General features: G+C 48.1%; 14 protein-coding genes. 1 reads left to right on the forward strand and 13 read right to left on the reverse strand.

The window, feature by feature from the left end; translation table 11 throughout:
* Window positions 1–69: 69 nt before the first annotated feature.
* From ACYCS5_RS29450 to ACYCS5_RS29500, 11 genes are all read right to left on the reverse strand, one after another.
* Complete coding sequence (locus ACYCS5_RS29450; RefSeq protein WP_029518114.1) at window positions 70–765, reverse strand: YdcF family protein; 696 nt, start codon at window positions 763–765, stop codon at window positions 70–72.
* On the reverse strand, window positions 762–1,319 hold the full coding sequence (locus ACYCS5_RS29455) for a ribonuclease FAU-1 family protein (RefSeq protein WP_069010609.1): 558 nt from the start codon (window positions 1,317–1,319) through the stop codon (window positions 762–764). The genes ACYCS5_RS29450 and ACYCS5_RS29455 overlap by 4 nt, the downstream gene beginning before the upstream one ends.
* A 165-nt stretch (window positions 1,320–1,484) precedes the next feature.
* Complete coding sequence (locus ACYCS5_RS29460; protein ID WP_165146788.1) at window positions 1,485–4,145, reverse strand: PBP1A family penicillin-binding protein; 2,661 nt, start codon at window positions 4,143–4,145, stop codon at window positions 1,485–1,487.
* A 190-nt stretch (window positions 4,146–4,335) separates the two neighbouring features.
* Window positions 4,336–4,581 (reverse strand): RNA chaperone Hfq, encoded by a 246-nt coding sequence (hfq, locus tag ACYCS5_RS29465; protein ID WP_029518117.1) that lies wholly within the window; start codon window positions 4,579–4,581, stop codon window positions 4,336–4,338.
* A 20-nt stretch (window positions 4,582–4,601) separates the two neighbouring features.
* Complete coding sequence (miaA, locus tag ACYCS5_RS29470) at window positions 4,602–5,582, reverse strand: tRNA (adenosine(37)-N6)-dimethylallyltransferase MiaA (protein WP_029518118.1); 981 nt, start codon at window positions 5,580–5,582, stop codon at window positions 4,602–4,604.
* The gene (locus ACYCS5_RS29475; protein ID WP_318627205.1) at window positions 5,566–6,414 is read right to left on the reverse strand and encodes a class I SAM-dependent methyltransferase; all 849 of its coding nucleotides are present in this window, start codon (window positions 6,412–6,414) and stop codon (window positions 5,566–5,568) included. Before ACYCS5_RS29475 ends, miaA begins: the two co-directional genes overlap by 17 nt.
* Before the next feature lie 14 nt (window positions 6,415–6,428).
* Window positions 6,429–8,603, reverse strand: a complete 2,175-nt coding sequence (gene mutL / locus ACYCS5_RS29480; protein ID WP_029518120.1) for a DNA mismatch repair endonuclease MutL — start codon at window positions 8,601–8,603, stop codon at window positions 6,429–6,431.
* Between the two features lie 63 nt (window positions 8,604–8,666).
* Entirely contained in the window at window positions 8,667–11,486 is a 2,820-nt protein-coding gene (gene mutS / locus ACYCS5_RS29485; protein ID WP_318627204.1) for a DNA mismatch repair protein MutS, read from the reverse strand.
* Between the two features lie 110 nt (window positions 11,487–11,596).
* Window positions 11,597–12,829, reverse strand: a complete 1,233-nt coding sequence (locus ACYCS5_RS29490) for a putative amidoligase domain-containing protein (protein ID WP_459760612.1) — start codon at window positions 12,827–12,829, stop codon at window positions 11,597–11,599.
* Between the two features lie 133 nt (window positions 12,830–12,962).
* On the reverse strand, window positions 12,963–13,520 hold the full coding sequence (locus ACYCS5_RS29495; RefSeq protein WP_013310588.1) for an outer spore coat protein CotE: 558 nt from the start codon (window positions 13,518–13,520) through the stop codon (window positions 12,963–12,965).
* Between the two features lie 126 nt (window positions 13,521–13,646).
* Window positions 13,647–14,543, reverse strand: a complete 897-nt coding sequence (locus ACYCS5_RS29500) for a LysR family transcriptional regulator (RefSeq protein ID WP_459761359.1) — start codon at window positions 14,541–14,543, stop codon at window positions 13,647–13,649.
* A gap of 115 nt (window positions 14,544–14,658) precedes the next feature.
* Between ACYCS5_RS29500 and ACYCS5_RS29505 the strand changes: the two genes are divergently transcribed.
* Window positions 14,659–15,975 carry an amino acid permease gene (locus ACYCS5_RS29505; protein ID WP_029518124.1) on the forward strand — a complete coding sequence of 439 codons (1,317 nt, stop codon included), beginning with the start codon at window positions 14,659–14,661 and terminating at the stop codon, window positions 15,973–15,975.
* A gap of 21 nt (window positions 15,976–15,996) precedes the next feature.
* On the opposite strand, the gene ACYCS5_RS29510 is transcribed toward ACYCS5_RS29505, so the two are convergent.
* Together ACYCS5_RS29510 and ACYCS5_RS29515 are read right to left on the reverse strand one after the other, a co-directional pair.
* Window positions 15,997–16,953 carry an aromatic acid exporter family protein gene (locus ACYCS5_RS29510; protein WP_029518125.1) on the reverse strand — a complete coding sequence of 319 codons (957 nt, stop codon included), beginning with the start codon at window positions 16,951–16,953 and terminating at the stop codon, window positions 15,997–15,999.
* A 119-nt stretch (window positions 16,954–17,072) separates the two neighbouring features.
* Complete coding sequence (locus ACYCS5_RS29515; RefSeq protein WP_013310592.1) at window positions 17,073–17,906, reverse strand: ABC transporter permease; 834 nt, start codon at window positions 17,904–17,906, stop codon at window positions 17,073–17,075.
* Window positions 17,907–17,911 lie beyond the last annotated feature (5 nt).

Genomic DNA, 17,911 nt, shown 5'->3' on the forward strand with positions numbered 1-17,911 from the left:
TGTATTCGGTCTGGCATGTCCTTATTAGCATAAAAGCAACGGGAACGTGCACAAAGCCTTTTCTTTAATTCAGGCAACCCAAGTTTGAGCGCTGATCCACCACCGTTGCAGCGTCCATTTAGCGTATGCCAATACTTCTCTTGATTGATGAATTGGCATATTCAGCACTTTAGATTCCGTCAGAGCCATCTGAGGATGATCAAACTTTAAGAATTGAGCAATCTCCATCGCCCGAGGGCCATGATAGCTATGTGTGATGATCACGGTAGAGGTCCATCCATATTCCTTCATAATGCGCTGGCTATAGAGCAGATTTTCGTAAGTACTGGTCGCATGGTTTTCCAACACAATATGCTGTACAGGGACCCCTCTATCTACCAAATAGCGTTGCATGCCCTCAGCCTCCGTATACGGAAAATCGGGTTTATCCAGTCCACCACTTACAATTAGATGCTGTACCGTCCCGTTGCGGTATAAGCGCAAGGCTTCTTCCAGCCTTTCCTTCAATCCAGGACTGGGCTCAGCCCCCCACATAGAAGCACCTAATACGATACCAATTTGCACTTGCTGGAGCGGAGTGGTAGAGGCGGCCGTATTCATGTTCCACACTCGGATTCCTGCCCATACCAATCCGATCAAAATGAAAATTATCAAAGAAAGTACAAGACGCTTGGTTACCATAGATATTTTCTTAAGGCGACTCTGCCTGCTTTTCAACTCAGGGCGTTGGGGCCCGATGTCTTTAATCCACTGCAAAACTTTCACCGTTCTCTCTTGAAATCACCGTTGTGAAACCATTCTGATCGGTGTTTCAGCGACATTTTAAAATAAGGGAACACGTGGGCATCTATCTGATGTAACACATCAGCCGCTGTACGGTTAGCCAATTCTGCCTCTTGCGTTGAGATATGCCCCCGTTGTAATGCCTCCTCCAATTCATCCTCATCCACCAGGAAGATTTCACCGTTTTTAAGCACCACAACATCCAAATACAGATCGTCAAACCAAGGGACTCCTTGATCAGTCACACCCTGATTTCGGCAGGTATCAATATACCATTCAACGATTTGCTCCCGATTGTCAAACATAGCAGTCACCACATAGTGCTCACCTTTTGGATAATATTGCAGCCAGGAATATCCTTTATCGGCTATGCAAAACGTATGACCACCGTAACTCTTCCATAACGGCTCCTTGAGACTCAAAATGGTATACAGGGTCATATATCCTGTAAACGCGTCACTTTCTACATACCGGCAAGCAAACTTGCGATTGGTGATTCTGCGCCAGTTGGCCCGGTCTCCGAATTTGCGCTTCATAAATGATGTTCCTCTCCAACATTGGTAAAACCAGCTTACCATATTTAAACTGTACACTCAAAAAGAACCCCTGTATTACAGCAAAAAAGGTATTTTCAGACTGTCAAAACAGTCCGAAAATACCTTTGATTTGAAGCCAATATCATCTTACATAAAACATATTTGCTAATCCCGGTTGTGACGTCCACGATTGGAGTTTGAATGACCGTTGGATTTGCTTTCCTGACTTCCATCCATAATAGCACCTGTGGTAGATGCATCTGTATTTTCTGGATTGGTCATAGTATTTTCATCAGTTATACCTGAATCCGGCGTAGTCGTCTGACCATTCCCCGTATTTGTATCGTTTCCGTTCCCAAAATTGTCGTTACTGTTGCCTGTGCCTCCAGTACCATTTCCATTGTTACCTCCAGGAGACGTTGGTACTTGGTCAGAACCAGTACCGTTATCAGTACCTCCAGGAGTCGTATTCCCCTGGTCTGTGCCGTCCTGACCATCTATATTCTCGCCATTATCCGGTACAGTTCCATCCTGATTAGGATCATTTCCTAGCTGCGGATCTATCGGAGTAGTCTCTGTCGGAATTTCTACACTAATCGTATTCGAAGCTGCGGATTCTTTACCATCCGTTCCATAAGCTACGACATAGTATTGATACGTTTTTCCAGCTACAGGAGACGTATCTTCGCCACTCGTGCCTCTCATCGCCTCCATAATCGTCCTGAAGCTTCCTTCGGAAGACTCTTTACGATAAACACGGTATTGTACATTGTCTCCCTCTGCCGCATTCCAGGACAACGATACAATTTGGGTGTCCTGACTATAAGACCCGCTCAGTCCGCTTGGAGCGGTAGCCTGAACCGGCTCTTCTGGCTTCTGCTCAACTGGTGGTTCATATCCCTTCGGCTCGCTGAATTGCGTAACCGGATGCCCCTTGAGAGCTTCACCCATGACCCTTCCGAAAAAGGCTGCCGACTGCCCACTATAGTTTCTGAGCATATGTTTACTGTCCGGCTTATCATAACCCATCCATACTGCTCCGGTATATTCTGGCGTATAACCGACAAACCAGATGTCCCGGTTACCACTATTACCGCTAATTCCACTTTGGGTCGTACCCGTTTTACCGGCTACAGGCCAGTCAATGCGTGCTTTGCGACCTGTGCCGCTATTGACTACATTTTGCATCATTTTTGTCATTTCATAAGCCGTTTTTTCACTCATTACAGATTTAGTTTCCTCTTCATGAGTATAAACTACTTGATCATCACTATTGTTAATTTGCTTAATAGAATAAGCCTTTTGGAATTGTCCTTTATTGGCAAATGAGCTGTACGCCTGCGCCATTTCAAGGGTATTCGTCCCTTTGCTTAATCCACCCAATGCGATAGCAAGTGAGTGATCGTTTTTGTCCATCGGAATGCCTACGCTCTCGGCAAATTGAACCCCTTTTTCCACACCGATTTGGTTCAGCAACCATACAGGCGGAATATTTTCAGACTTCGTAATCGCGTCGAGCATGCTGATGGTCGACGAGTAACCATGCAAGTTTTTCGGACTGTATCCGTTAAAGCTCTGGCGTTCGTTACTCAAAGGAGTATCCATCGTAAATTTACCGGATTCGAGAGCTGGCGCATAGGCTACAATCGGCTTGAAGGCCGATCCTGGCTGTCTGCGGCTCTGTGTCGCACGATTGAAGGTTCCCTTTTTGTAATCCCGTCCGGGTGCCATAGCGGCAATTCCACCTGTCTGGTTGTTAATAATGACCATCGAAGCTTGAACTGGCTGATCGTCAGGACTTTTTTCGAACATGTCATCATCTGCCATCGCCTGATCCAGCGCATTTTGAGCCTGGGCATCCATTGTGGTATGAATTTTGTAACCGCCAATAATCAGATCATTGCCGCTAACTCCTGGCAGTGCATCCTCTGCCTCATCCATGACGTATTCCATAAAATTTTGATACTTTTGAACTTTTTCTGGTTGTTTGTAATTGTAATTTACAGCCTTGGCCTCTTCCATCTCTTGCTTTCCAATCATCCCCTGCTCAAACATCAGCTGGAGAACCACCGCACGTCGTGCCTTCGAGTTCTCCGGGTTACTGATCGGATTATACTTGGATGGCCCTTTCGGAATAGCTGCCAGTGTAGCAATTTGCCACAATTTTAATTCTTTTAAGTTGGTTTGCCCAAAATAACCTTCCGACGCTGCCTTAATTCCAGAATAGGAGCGTCCAAACCAAATCCGATTTAAGTAGAGAGTAATAATTTCATCTTTAGTCAACCTCCGCTCCAGCGCCATTGCGATGGATACCTCTGTCGCTTTACGGAAAAAGGTTTTGTCACGTGTCAAAAACAAGTTTTTGGCCAGCTGCTGAGTTAGCGTACTGCCGCCCTCCACTGCCGAACGGGCCACGATATCCTTAACGGCTGCCCGGCCGATAGACCAAATATCAACTCCTTGATGTTCCATAAAACGCTTATCCTCGGTTGCAATAAAAGCTTTTTTGAGCAAGTCTGGTATTTCTTCACTTTTGACAGGATCACTTTTTTGCACAGACAACTCACCCATGAGCACACCGTTGCGGTCATAAACCTTTGATGTCTCATTCACTGTGATTTTGTCCTTGTTCGCATCGTAAATTTTTTCGCCATTTACCATGACAAATAAATAGCCACCAAGTGCGCAAAATATAGCTACCGCCGCGGTAATAAACAGCGTCCATCCAATTCGCTTACCTGTAATTTTCTTTTTCTTGCCCTTCGGCTTCTCTTTAGATGTGTTTCTATTGCGATTGCCGGATCTGGACAATGAATCGTTTGGCATTCCCCTGACTCCCTTTCGCGAATAATCATATGGTACCTAACATAAGCTTAAAGCTTGCTGTCGGCAACTTGAAAGTAAACGGAATGAAAAGAACAACCCTGATCAGGTTGCTCCCGGTCACATTCCTATACAGTTAGACGAGACGGACGCCTGAAAAGTTTCATGTACCCGGACGACCGTCAAGCCGTAATCAGTTATCGCTAGCGCTATCCTGTTGCTGTACAAGCGATACATTGCGTTGCGGTGTAAAGGTGGAGATGGCATGCTTGTAAATCAGCTGCTGCTTTCCATCCGAGTCGATCACAATCGTAAAATTGTCAAATGCTTTAATCGTCCCTCGCACCTGAAATCCATTGATGAGGTATACCGTTACAGGTATAGAATCCTTGCGCAATTGATTCAGAAACGTATCTTGGATATTAATGGACTTGTTCATTTTAGCCGTACCCCCAATAATCATTTGGATTGTTTTGAAGTATATTCAAGGTCTGTCCGGAACTTTCCTGCTATAATTTCGTGTATTTGGGCTGCATGAGCAGAAAAATTTCCGAAATCAGTGACATCTACCCACTGGATATCCTTCATATGGCGAAACCACGAGAGCTGTCGCTTCGCAAAATGACGCGTATCCCGTTTTAGCCAAGTCACCGCCTCTTCCAAAGACACCTCTCCCCGCAGGTAGGAGGATATCTCTTTATAGCCTAGACCTTGCATGGAGATGGCATCGCTTCGCACTCCCCGTTCCATTAAGGAGGTTACCTCAGCAACAAGCCCTTGATCGAGCATCCCGTCAATTCGGTCTTCAATACGTTTATATAGCATTTGCCTATCCATTGTCAAACCTACGATGCAGAGTTGGTAGGGAGATTCCTTTTTTTGACTGGCAAGTTGAGAGCTAAGTGTCGTTCCGCTAACATGGTAAATTTCCAGTGCCCGAACGACACGACGACGATCATTAGGATGCAAACGAAGTGCACTTTCGGGATCAACCGCCTGTAGTCGCGCATGAAGCGCGTCAGCTCCAAACTGTTCGGCATAGTCCAGCTGCTCCTGACGAAAAGCTTCGTCAGCCCCTACCTCGGAAAACTGGTATTCATAGCAGACTGATTCTACATATAAACCTGTTCCGCCTACGATAAACGGTAGCTTTTCTCTAGATTGAATATCAGGTATGAGACGACGACAGTCCTCCTGAAATTGGGCTACTGAATATGGGTATTCAGGCTCATGAATATCAATTAAATGGTGCTTGATTCCTTCCATTTCCTGTTCGGAAATTTTGGCAGTTCCAACGTCCATATGACGGTATACCTGCATGGAATCCCCGGAAATAATTTCCGCGTCAAATTGTCGAGCCATCTCAATGCTTAGTTTCGTCTTGCCAACCGCAGTCGGGCCAACAAGAACGAGTAGTTTAGGCTTAGGTGCCACTGTCAATATCGATCACTCCGTACACTGTTTTCGTTGTGCCCCGCTGCTCTACACGGAAGCCGAGGCGGGCAAATTCCCCGCTACCCCGTTTTTCTTTTAATACAATTTTTTTTCGTGCAATCCGTTTCGCATGAACAATACTTTCCTCACTCAACGCGTCTGGATTTGCCAACCCTCTCAATGGACCAATTGCGCTGGAATCGAGCAACGGATCACGAAACATAGGGTCAAAATAAATAATATCTATACTGCGATCCGGCAAACTACGCAAATAGTCCAAATGATGACCAAAACGAACGTCAATGTTGGAAAAGGCTTTATCTACTTCAGCGTTGCCGGAACGGTAATGCCTCATTCCATCCTTGATTAAAGCGTAGACGGGGAAAGAACTCTCCACAGCCGTGACTTGTCCAGAGCTTCCCGTTCCAATTGAAAATAGAAGAGAATCCGTACCAAGTCCTGCAGTGCAATCCAGCACGGTATCACCCGGGACGATCCGGGCAGCCGTCAACATCGGGTCAGGTTCACCCTTTAATACCCGTTTGGCGCGAATGAAGCCCATACTGGGGTGAAAAGCCATCGGTGGTTGTTCTGGGCTAATCAGCCTTACTCCGCCCTGCACCAGAACCAACGCTTGACGGACTCTGTGAGCCGCAATTAGCTTAGCTACCGATATGCCACGACGAGGGGCATACAGCGCCCCTAACTCGGCTGCAAGCAACTTCGCTCGCTCCACAACCTCAGCCGAGGGGGAATCCCCTGTCGTGACGAGTAATTCGACTTGCTTTTCCCGTAGGCTCGACTGCTCTTCTTCACGGTTTTCCCGATCCTGCAACATATATATATACTCCCTTACATTACTCTTTTAAACAGCTTCTCTAAATCATATGTGGAAAAGGAAACCACAATAGGTCGCCCATGAGGGCAAGTATAAGGTTGTTTGCACGCTGCCAAACGCTCTAGCAGCACAATAGCCTGCCGATCAGTCAGCTTCTGGTTTGCTTTAATCGAAGCCCGGCAGGAGCACATGATTGAGGCTGCTTCCCGCAGCTTAGCAAGATCAATGGCTCTTTCCTCCAGCACCCATCCGGCCATTTCCTCAATGACATCCGCTTCTTCCCCTTGGGGAAGCCAGTACGGGTAAGAGCTGACACGGAAGGTTTGACCGCCAAAATGCTCCAGATACACCCCTGCCTGTTCAAACCAGTGCAGCCTTGTTTTCAACTTTTCCGTTTCGGAAGGCGTAAAATCCAGTGTAATTGGCAGTAGCAGCTCCTGCGATACTGACTCGGGATTGCCGAATTTTTCATAATAAAATTCATAATTGACTCGTTCATGTGCGGCATGTTGATCAATTAAATACAAGCCCTGGTCGTTCTGCGCAATCAGATATGTCCCATGGTGCTGACCGATTAAATTCAGTTCAGGAAAAGTAGGCAGCTCTGGAACTTCTCCCGACACTGCTGCCAATTGCTCCGCATCCAGACGTTGCTGGCGCGGCTTCTGATCCGCGAAATGACGGGAATCCGTAGCTTGTCCTGCAATCGGCGGCATAGAAGATGGGTAAGCAGCAGAAGCAGCTGTTTCCTGTATCCCTCCGCTGTATAAGGTAGTTGTGCCTATTGCGGCATTATCTCCTTCGGACGACTGTACGGTCGCCCCATCAGGAAGCGGCACTTCCCCTTTAACTTCACTCCCGTTGTTTTCTTCCACAAAATCTGCATCCAGTTCATCATCATTAATACTTTTACCTGAAAGATTGTTTGCCCGTCCAATGGCTGAGAGACTATCCCTGCTCGGACGTTGCTCACGCTCCTGGCTACCCCTGTTATTCTCTTCGTTCCTGTTCAAGTAATTGGATTGGCGCGATTCCTGGCTCTCCGGCGAAGTCACGGAAGGTGGCAGTGCTCCCCCCCGGTCTTTGCCGGAAGGAGCATCCCCTTCCGCACCATTTCCCTTCGAGAAGTGAAACTGCTCCTGCACAAACGAGCCACTGTCCTTGCCACCGATCTCGCGCTTGACTGCCTTCGGAATCAGCACTTGCTGCCCTAAGACAGCTTTTACCGAATCTTCAACCAGCTGAAACAGTTCTGCTTCTTTACTGAACCTTACCTCCAGCTTGGCAGGATGAACGTTAACATCCACCAGAGAAGGATGCATTTCCAGTTGGATCACAGCCAGCGGAAAACGATTGATCGGCAACAAGGTATGATACGCCTTGAGCAACGCCTGATTAAGCCCGTAGCTTCGTACAAAACGTCCATTCACTACTGTCGAGATCGCATTGCGATTTGATCTCGTCCACTCTGGGCGACTGACATAGCCACTAATTCGGTAATCCAGGCTCTCTCCTTCTAGCAGCAGCATGGATTTCGCCGCAGAAGTTCCGTAAATAGCGGCAATCACCTGCAGCAAATCACCATTACCCAGCGTTTGCAGCAATGTATTGCCATTATGCCTCAATGTGAAGGCCACTTCCGGGTGCGAAAGCGCCATTCGGTACAATACATCCGAAATGTGTCCCAGCTCGGTCTGGATTGTTTTCATATATTTCAGCCTAGCAGGTGTATTATAAAACAGCTCCCGTACGGTAAAATCCGTCCCTTGCCTACTAGCAGCATCCTCGTGAAGCAACAGCTTACCGCCTTCAATCACTAATTTACGGGCACGCCCGTCATCTCCGGCTGCTGTAAGCAACTCTACTTTCGATACTGCCGCAATACTTGGCAACGCCTCTCCCCGGAAGCCGAGACTTGTGATCTGAAACAGGTCGCGACCATGTCCAATTTTACTTGTCGCGTGCCGATAGAATGCCGTTTCCACGTCTTCAGGCTCAATGCCACTTCCATTATCCGTCACCCGGATACTTTGCAAGCCGCCCTCTTCTACCCATACGTCCACCCGCGTACCGCCTGCATCAATCGCATTTTCCACCAGTTCCTTCACGACGGAGGCTGGACGCTCCACGACCTCACCGGCAGCAATCTGGTTCGCAATATGTTCATCCAGTACCCGAATTTTAGACATCCTTTTAACCTCCTCCTGACTTCAAAGTGTGATGAAAAATAAGAATAATGTCACTTATTTTAACTACAGGCCATTGGCCTTATTTTTAAGATCATTTAATAGCTGCATTGCCTGTAAAGGAGTCATATTCATGACATCAGCATTCTTCACCTTGCGCAAAATTTGGCGCACAATTGGATTCGTCTCTATTGTCTCTGCGTGGGGCTTGGAGGTGGCAAGCTCCTGCTCTCCAAAAATGGACAGCTGTACCACTTCGGTTGCTCCTTGCTCCAACCTGCTGGAATCCTCCACAGTCTGTAGAGTATCTTCTTTTACCAGGGTCGCCTGCTGTGATAAAGACTGAGCTGATGATGCAGTTTCTCCGCTTTCTCGCAATGTCTGGCCTGAATTATATTCGGTCAAAGAAGAAATATCCTCTGTCCCTGAAACTGTACGAAGATCAGTCCCTTCCTTCCCTCCTACTACTATCTCGGTACCTGCCGTTACTTGAGCCGCTGCCTGTTCAAAACCATTCAGCAGTCCATTCGCTCGCTCAATAATGTTATTGGGCAAGCCTGCAAGCCGAGCACAATAAATACCATAGCTACTGCTAGCCGCTCCCGGTATGAGCTTGCGCAGGAAATTTACCTTGTCGCCGCTTTCCTGCACGGCCATAGAGTAATTTCGCAGCGAAGACAGGCCTTGCTCCAAATGCGCCAGCTCATGGAAATGCGTGGATACCAGTGCCTTACAGCCGATCGTGTCATGGACAAATTCGATGACTGCCTGTGCAATTGCCATTCCTTCACTGGTAGACGTACCTCGTCCCAGTTCATCAATAATGATCAAGCTTCGCGGAGTTGCTTTGTCCGTCATTACTTGGATATCTGCCATTTCGACCATAAACGTACTCTGCCCACCGATGAGATCATCCGCTGCGCCGATCCGTGTGAAAATGCGATCCAGCATCGGCACCTTGGCACGTGCAGCAGGGACAAAGCAGCCAATCTGAGCCATAATTGCAATAAGTGCGACCTGACGCATATACGTACTTTTCCCAGCCATGTTCGGCCCGGTGATAAGTAGAATATGCGCATCCGCTTCCTCCAACACCGTGCTGTTGGCGATAAAACCGCCATCTTTCATTACGGCCTCCACCACGGGATGACGACCTTGCTCCACTACGAAATCATATCCTGTAGTCAGCTCAGGTTTCACGAATCCCCGTTCCGCGCTAACCGATGCCAGCGACTGATACACGTCAATTTCAGCCACTTGCTCTGCCAGCTTTTGCAAACGGGGAATTTCAGCGTTTAGTTTACTGCGAAGCTCAGAGAAAAGTGTGTACTCCAGATCAACCATTTTATCCTCGGCTTCCAGAATTAGAGATTCCTTTTCCTTCAACTCCGGTGTAATATACCGTTCCGCATTCGCCAACGTCTGTTTGCGTTCATATCGACCTTCTGGTAATGAAGCCAAATTGGATTTGGTCACCTCGATATAATAACCAAATACTTTGTTATATCCAATTTTAAGTGATCGAATGCCGGTTGCTGCACGTTCCTTGGCCTCTAGCTCAGCGATCCAACGCTTACCGTTGACACTCGCCTCCCGCAGTTCGTCCAGACGCTGATGGTAGCCTTCCTTAATAAGACCTCCATCCCTTACGGAAATCGGCGGTTCATCAGCCACCGCTTCCTCAATCAATGTACACAGGTCTGTACAGCTATCCAACGTTTGTGCAATCCGTCTCAGCGTCTTCGAAGGAGATTCAGCACACAATTCGCGTAAAGAAGGAATTCGGGCCAACGACAGCTTGAGAGCGATCAGATCACGTGCATTAGCACTGCCAAAGGCGATCCGCCCAACCAGACGCTCCAGATCGTAAATCTCTTTAAGCTGAGCACGTACATCCTCTCGGAAAATAAACTGGTGGTACAGCTTGTCCACTGCTTCCAAGCGTTCCTCAATAAGACTGCTGCTCAACAACGGTTTGTCGATCCAACGACGCAACAGACGCGCTCCCATGGAAGTCTCTGTGCGATCCAACAGCCACAGCAGCGAGCCTTTCTTGGAGCGTTCACGTACTGTCTCCACCAGTTCCAGATTCCTGCGGGTAAATGGATCCAGAATCATAAAATGGTTTGGCTCATATACGGAGATTTGGGTCAATTGGCCTAACGATCTTTTTTGCGTTTCATTCAAATAGGAAATCAAGCGTGATACGCACCGTCTGCGTTCCTCCGTAAGCCTTGCCCACGTGGCTTCGCCAAATTGATCCCGAACCAAATCATCCTTGGATTTGTCCCAGGCCGTATACACAACACGCCGTCCAACGGGGGACATACGGGAAGCCACAAAATCAAGCAGATGACCATCCCCCAACATTTCGGACGGCTCATAAATGTTTATTTCATCTAGTAGCCATTCTTTCGAATCAGGCACAGAGGTCACATACAATTCACCTGTTGACAAGTCGCACGCCGCAAGAGCCAGCATCCCGTCCGTCTCTGTGACACATACCATGTAGTTGTTGGATTTATCACCCAGCACCTTGCCTTCCATTACTGTACCCGGGGTCACAACGCGGACAATATCCCGCCGCACCATCCCCTTCGTAGCTGAGGCTTCCTCCATTTGCTCACAGATGGCCACTTTATAACCTTTCTCAATGAGGCGCTGTATGTAATTTTCCGCTGAATGATAAGGCACGCCGCACATCGGAATTTTTTCCGTGGCGCCACCCTCACGACCCGTAAGTGTAATTTCCAGCTCCTTGGATGCAAGAATTGCATCATCGAAAAACATCTCGTAAAAATCTCCCAGACGGAAAAACAAAAATGCATCTTTAGCCTGCTCTTTTATGGATAAATACTGCTCAATCATCGGTGTATATTTAGACATACCGTTTACTAACCCCCACACTTTGTTCCGTTTAAACTTATAATTATCTCTCATTATATCAAAAATGACAGTCGATAACATGAAACCATTCCTGGTGTCGACACTTGATTTTACGTAAGCTTCCAAAAGGGGCGCAAATCCCGTGATTCATCCCACTGCTTCCCCTTGCGGAGGCTGTCCAGCAATGGCGCTACATAAGCTTCATATTGCGAGTATATTTCCAGTGAAACCATATCCAAAATAAGAGGTTCCATATACTCCTTAAGCACAAATTGATTTCCTTCATAAAAGGCTCTGTGAGCCTCCTCTTCACCCAGCGGCCTACGTTGCAAACGCGGATATTGAGTAGCAATGAGAAACGCCATACCAATCACCCCTTTAGCTAGCTGTGGCGAGATAAGAAAACTGGGCAGTGTACGATATTCAAAGCCTCCATACGACTGACGTCGAAAATCACCCAAATTGCCATAATGCGGTCTGCGCCGGGCCGCACGCTTGTCTTCCAGTAGCGCCAAAGGCAGTGCCAAATAGTTATCCAGTGCCCGGAGCAAGGCACCGTTTAGCGCAACCCCGCTGAAATGCAGATGTCCGCCCAGTGGAAAACCCGGTTGCGGCATCCCCCCCGCCTGCCAGATGAGTGTGCGGTCGGTAATGCGCCGGGCTGCGGTTGCAAAAGCTTGACGCAGGTGCTTCAGCAGACGGTCCGGATCTCCACTCGGCGCTGGACGAAGCTCAGCGACTGGATACAGCGTTCGTCCTCGACGCGTAACAGCATCGCAGCCGGCTATGCCGAGACGACCCAAATATCTTGAGGCCGGCACGACCCGTCCCTCTGGCATACGAATCAGCACAAATTCAGGGTCCATTCCGATGAGTAGTCGATCTCTCCCTCGTTGCGCTGAAAGATTCTCACCCTCAACATCCCCTTCGCGCGCAGCAATTTCATATAGCGCGGCCAAACGTCTATCGTTCAACCATGGCTGTGCCGAGACTTCACGCACCTGACAGCTGCGCTCCCCCAGCGGCGTCAGTATCACCTCACCACTGTCCAAACCCAGTGTATACAACGCACGTACAGCTAGCCGCTCCATCCGGACATAGAGCGCTGAATGTTGATCCAGTTCAGACAGATCGTATGCGCGGACTTTGGAAGGGCCTTCGATGGCACGCCTACGAATCTCCAACACTCGCAGTTGATGGATTTGCACCGCGTAGCCTATCGCAAAATCTGCTATACTGCTATCCATCCACTGCACCGCTATGCCTGAACGCTCCAGTCTACGCTTTTTTTCATCATTTGGCATCTGCCTGAAGCGTATGAGCGCCTGTCCTGGCTGCTGCATTATATCCCCCCTACGAACTACGTACGGATTTCAATCCAATTTCAACCCGCAACAACAAAAAAGGAGGGCCTTTGCCCCCTGCGCAGAATCAGCCGGCGCAAGAGTAAAGCGGCCCTCTTTTTGGTTGCTTCTGTCAGAGCTCGTCGTCAATGAGGTCGGGGTCGAGCTCCTCATAGTCCCCCTCTTCCGCTCCAAAATCAAAGTCTTTGTCAAAATCATCGCTGCTGCCATTCGGGAATACTTCTACAACAATCTTCGTTTCCGCCACCAGCTCCACCGCAAATTCCCGCTCGACCCGGATCATTACGCTGCCACCTCCAGAAGACACACTGGCCTCGACGCAACTCGGCTCCTGTGTAGCTTCGGCGGATACTTCCACTGTAGACGCCCGGTGCTTCGGATCAAGATACGAGAGCGGCACATTTTCTACGTACGACACCGTTTCCTTGGCAACATCGGTCTGCGAGTTTTTATCGTATGAGTACCAAATATTGATATCATACGTCCCGACGACCTCAATGCCGTCCCCCGCCGCCACAGCTTCATACTGGTGGTTAATAATCCATGCCCCTAAAATGCTCGTCGGATTATTCGGCGGAGTTACGGTATGGGTTACGGTAGAGAATCTGCGACCTTTACCACAGATCGCTTTGGTAATAATCTCTCTACGATTTTTATGACTTAATGCCATTCTTGAACCTCCTCCATACAATCAATCATTCCATACATATGTATGCAGGTTGTGGGCGAATGTTGAGTGAATAGGCGAAAAGGAAAAAATATTATTTGTATAAGCATATGCCGTGATGGCTTGAACTCATGCACGCCAATGTGTTACATGCTGCTCAACGATCTGTAAAAATTCGCTAAGAGCCGGGGATTTCCACTTTTTCGTGTGATAAGCGACCTGAGTAGCCACCTGCTGTTCACTGTCATCCCAGGCTAAACGCGCCATTTTACCTTCTCGCAGCTCATTTTGTACCGTTACTAGCGGGAGCAACGCAATACCCAGCCCAGCCATGACACACTGCTTGATGGCTTCAATACTCCAAAATTCCAGGCTAGGGTCTGAAAAAATACCGTGTTTATTCAAATACTGCTCAAAAAGGATACGGTACGTACATCCTGCCTCTGTATGCAAAATGGTTTCATCCTTCAAGTCGGCTGGCTCTACCTGGGTATAGGTAACCAGCGAATGCTCGAGTGGCGCAACCAAGGCCATCGGCTCGTGAATAAGCGTGGTGACATTTAGTTCTCTATCCTCCGTCTCAGGTTGAAGCAAAAAAGCCAAATCCAGCTCACCAGAACGGATCAAATCGCGTAATTCCCAGCATTCGCCGGGTTTCAGGACAATTTTAACCTTCGGATACCGTTCTCTGTACTCACGGATCAGACTCGGTAGACGAAAAGCGGCCAGAGACTCTGGTGCTCCTATTTTCAGCGTGCCCGCCAATTCCGTTTCTGAACGAAGCGCATCCTTAGCCATAGCATGCATCTTGGAAATTTCCTGCGCATAGGGCAGCAGACGTCGCCCGGCATCCGTCAGCATGATTTTCTTGCCAAAGCGATCAAAAAGCGGCGTACCCAACTCAGTCTCCAGCGTTTGAATTTGAGCAGTGATACTCGACTGTGCATAATCCAGTATACGCGCTGCTCGCGTAAAACTACCTGCCTCAACTACATTTAAAAAGGTAAACAAATGCCGCGATTCCATAATCCGCTCCTTCAATCGTTTTTTTCGATGCAAGCAATCGTTATATTCCGTTTTTCCGATAGATTGATTATCTGATAAGCTGGAGAAAATAACAATAGAAAGAAGGCTTTTCTGCATGACAAGTGAAAGTAAACTTCAATCCACCATTGGTCTTCCACAGGCCATTGCACTCTATATCGGAGCTGTACTGGGTTCGGGAATATTGATTGTGCCTGGTCTTGCCGCCCAAATGGCGGGACCGGCATCGCTGCTGGCATGGGGTTTTATGACCCTGCTCATCTTGCCAATGGCACTTTCTATGGGTCTTCTATCCGCCAAATTCCCGAATGCGGGTGGGGTATCACATTTTGTCACGTTGGCCTTTTCACCACGTGCCGGTGCTTATATCGGGTGGTTTTTTCTCATGTCAGTTCCGATTGGGGCACCTGTTGCCGCACTCACCGGAGCTGGCTATATGACCGCAGCCATGGGCTGGGGAGAGGAAAGCCGCATGATGTTAGCCGCTGCTATGCTGGCGGTGGGCTTGATCATCAATTGGATCGGCATGAAGGTCGCGGGACGTATTCAGATCGCAGTCGTCATAGCTATCGTTGCTGTCCTTATATTCGCCATTGCCGCAGCACTTCCTCAGATGAAAACAATCCACTTCACCCCGTTTGCTCCACATGGCTGGCTCTCCGTCGGTCAAGCGGCCGCGATTCTGTTTTGGTGCTTTATCGGTTGGGAGGCCGTGTCCCATATGTCAGAGGAATTCACTAATCCCCGGCGGGCGGCCGTTAGAGGTGTGACCATTGCAGCCGTCATTGTTGGTTTGCTTTATTTCTTAACAGCGCTGGCTACTGTGGGCACACAAAGTTACCTTGCAGGGGGTTCGGATGCTTCGCTCGTATGGGTGATTAGCCGGGCTATTGGGCCATGGGGCGCGATAATTGCAGGCTTGACGGGTATCTTTATTTGTACCGCTACTATTATTGCTTATGTGGGTGCCGCTTCACGTGTCGCTTATGCTTTATCCCGGCAAGGACAGGCCTTTCGCTGGATGGGCATGTTATCCCAACGATTCCACACCCCTATCGGAGGCATTGCTTTTCTTAGCGTCTGCTTCGTGATCATTATGGTGTTGTACGGTAGTGGTACTGTTTCACTCACTAACCTGATCCAGTTCCCGAACGCCACCTTTATTCTGACCTATCTCGGCGGTTGCGCAGCAGGAATTAAACTTCTACGTGGTAGTCGCTGGGGCGTTGCCATTAGTTGGATATCGTTTATCTCTACAGCGGTCGTTTTCCCCTTTGTCGGATGGGCTATGCTGTATCCTTGCCTGATCACCGCTGTCTTATGGATCACAGACCGAATTCGGCACAAACGGACTTTAAACCATCCGGCTTCTACCGACACTGAACAAGAAAAGGCTACTGTCCGTCATGGATAGTAGCCGCTCAAGGCCTTTACTCTAATTTCTTACTGGAGTAGGGGCCTTGTCCTTTTTCGCAATTTTCAAATACTGATGAAGCTCATGTGTAAGCTGTAATAATGCCGAACGAATCTCAAATTCCTCCCGGGTTGCGGGAAGCTCCATGGCTTTAAATTCTTCACGAACCTGCTCCAGCAGCTTCTCGGTCTGTCCCGTATAATGTCCAGCCAAAACGTCATTGCTAAGCTGGTCGAACAGCTCAGCCAGAAGCTTGGCCTGCGGCATATGCTGATACATTTGTGCGATCAACTGCATCATGTTTTGGATCGAATCCAGCTGTTCTTTTCGCATATAAAAATACACATTCCAGCCCTCTTGGGGACGAAGCATCTGATTTTCCAAGGAACGCCCCGCCTCAGTGACCCCTTTGGCTATCACGCTGTTCGCTTCAATAACTTCCTTGCCATCCCATATGTATGCTGGACTACGCAGCGTATTGGCCATATTTCTGAATATAACAGAAAATGTCCGATCTACCTCCTGCCGAATTTGTTGCATGGTATTATCAGAACCCGGCATATAGGCTAAATTGACAATCATTGCGGAACCCAGTCCAATCACTAGCAGACCTAGCTGGGTCAGCAGTACCTCCATATCAATCACGCCGCCGCTGAATACGCGAAAAACCACGACCGAACCGGTGACAATCCCTTCTTTAAAGCCCACCCGTACAATGACTGGAAACGCCGTTAAAATATATAATGCCAGTACCCAATCATGGAATCCGAATACTACAAACAAAACACAAGCAAAAAGAAGCCCCACGACGGATGCAAAAAATCTCGCCGAAATAGTACGGAGACTTCTCTTGCGTGTGACATCCACCCCCAAAATCGCTAAAAGCCCTGCTGAGGTAGCACCATGAATGCCAAAACCCTCCGCAATAAGTACGGCCATTAATGCGGCAATAGCCGTTTTAATCGTACGAAAGCCCATGAAAAAATTCTGTCCTCTCTGGATGAAATCTGTTTTAGCATTTTCATAAATTTTAAGTATTTTCATTTTTCATGGTACTTTATTTTCACGTTTTACACAAATGTTCAGAACTTTTATTATTACCGATGAGGACGACCCGAAAGCAGGCGATGCTCCACATACACGACCGCCTGATACATCAGAGTAGCTACGACAGCAATGATCAACAAACTGGACATAACCAGCGTGAAATTGAATACCTGAAAACCATAGATAATCAAATAGCCTAAGCCGTTTTTAGCCACCAGAAATTCACCAACAATCACGCCAACCCATGCCATACCCACATTCACTTTCAGTGTAGAGACAATTGCAGGAAAGGATGCAGGCAAAATCACCTTTTGAAACGTATCACGGCGTGATCCGCCAAACGTGCGAACCACTTTGATTAGATTCGAATCGACTTCCTGAAAGCTGTTGTATACGACTAGTGTCGTAATGATGACCGTAATGGAGAGGGTTGTCATTAGAATAGCAGTAAATCCCGCCCCAAACATAACGATAAAAATTGGACCTAGCGCCACCTTAGGCATACTGTTGAACACGACCATATAGGGGTCAAGCACCCTCGACAAAAACGGTGACCACCAAATAAGTACAGCCAGCAACGTACCTAACAGTGTACCGAGTAAAAACCCCGCCATCGTCTCTCCCACGGTGACACCTACATGTCCCCATAATTCACCACTGACCGCATCCTTACCGATCTGGGTGAAAATTTTGCTCGGATAGCTGAACAACAGTACATCAATCCACTTCAATCGACCTGCAATTTCCCATAATACAAACAAAAGCAGTAAAATAGCTGTCTGTACCCCTGTCACTAACCATCGTTGCGAACGCCTGCTGCGTAAATACGCCTGATGTAGTCCTTGAATCCAACGTTGCTCAAGCTGATCCGCTTCGTCCTTCATACGTT

This window comes from Paenibacillus sp. SEL3, assembly GCF_054602585.1.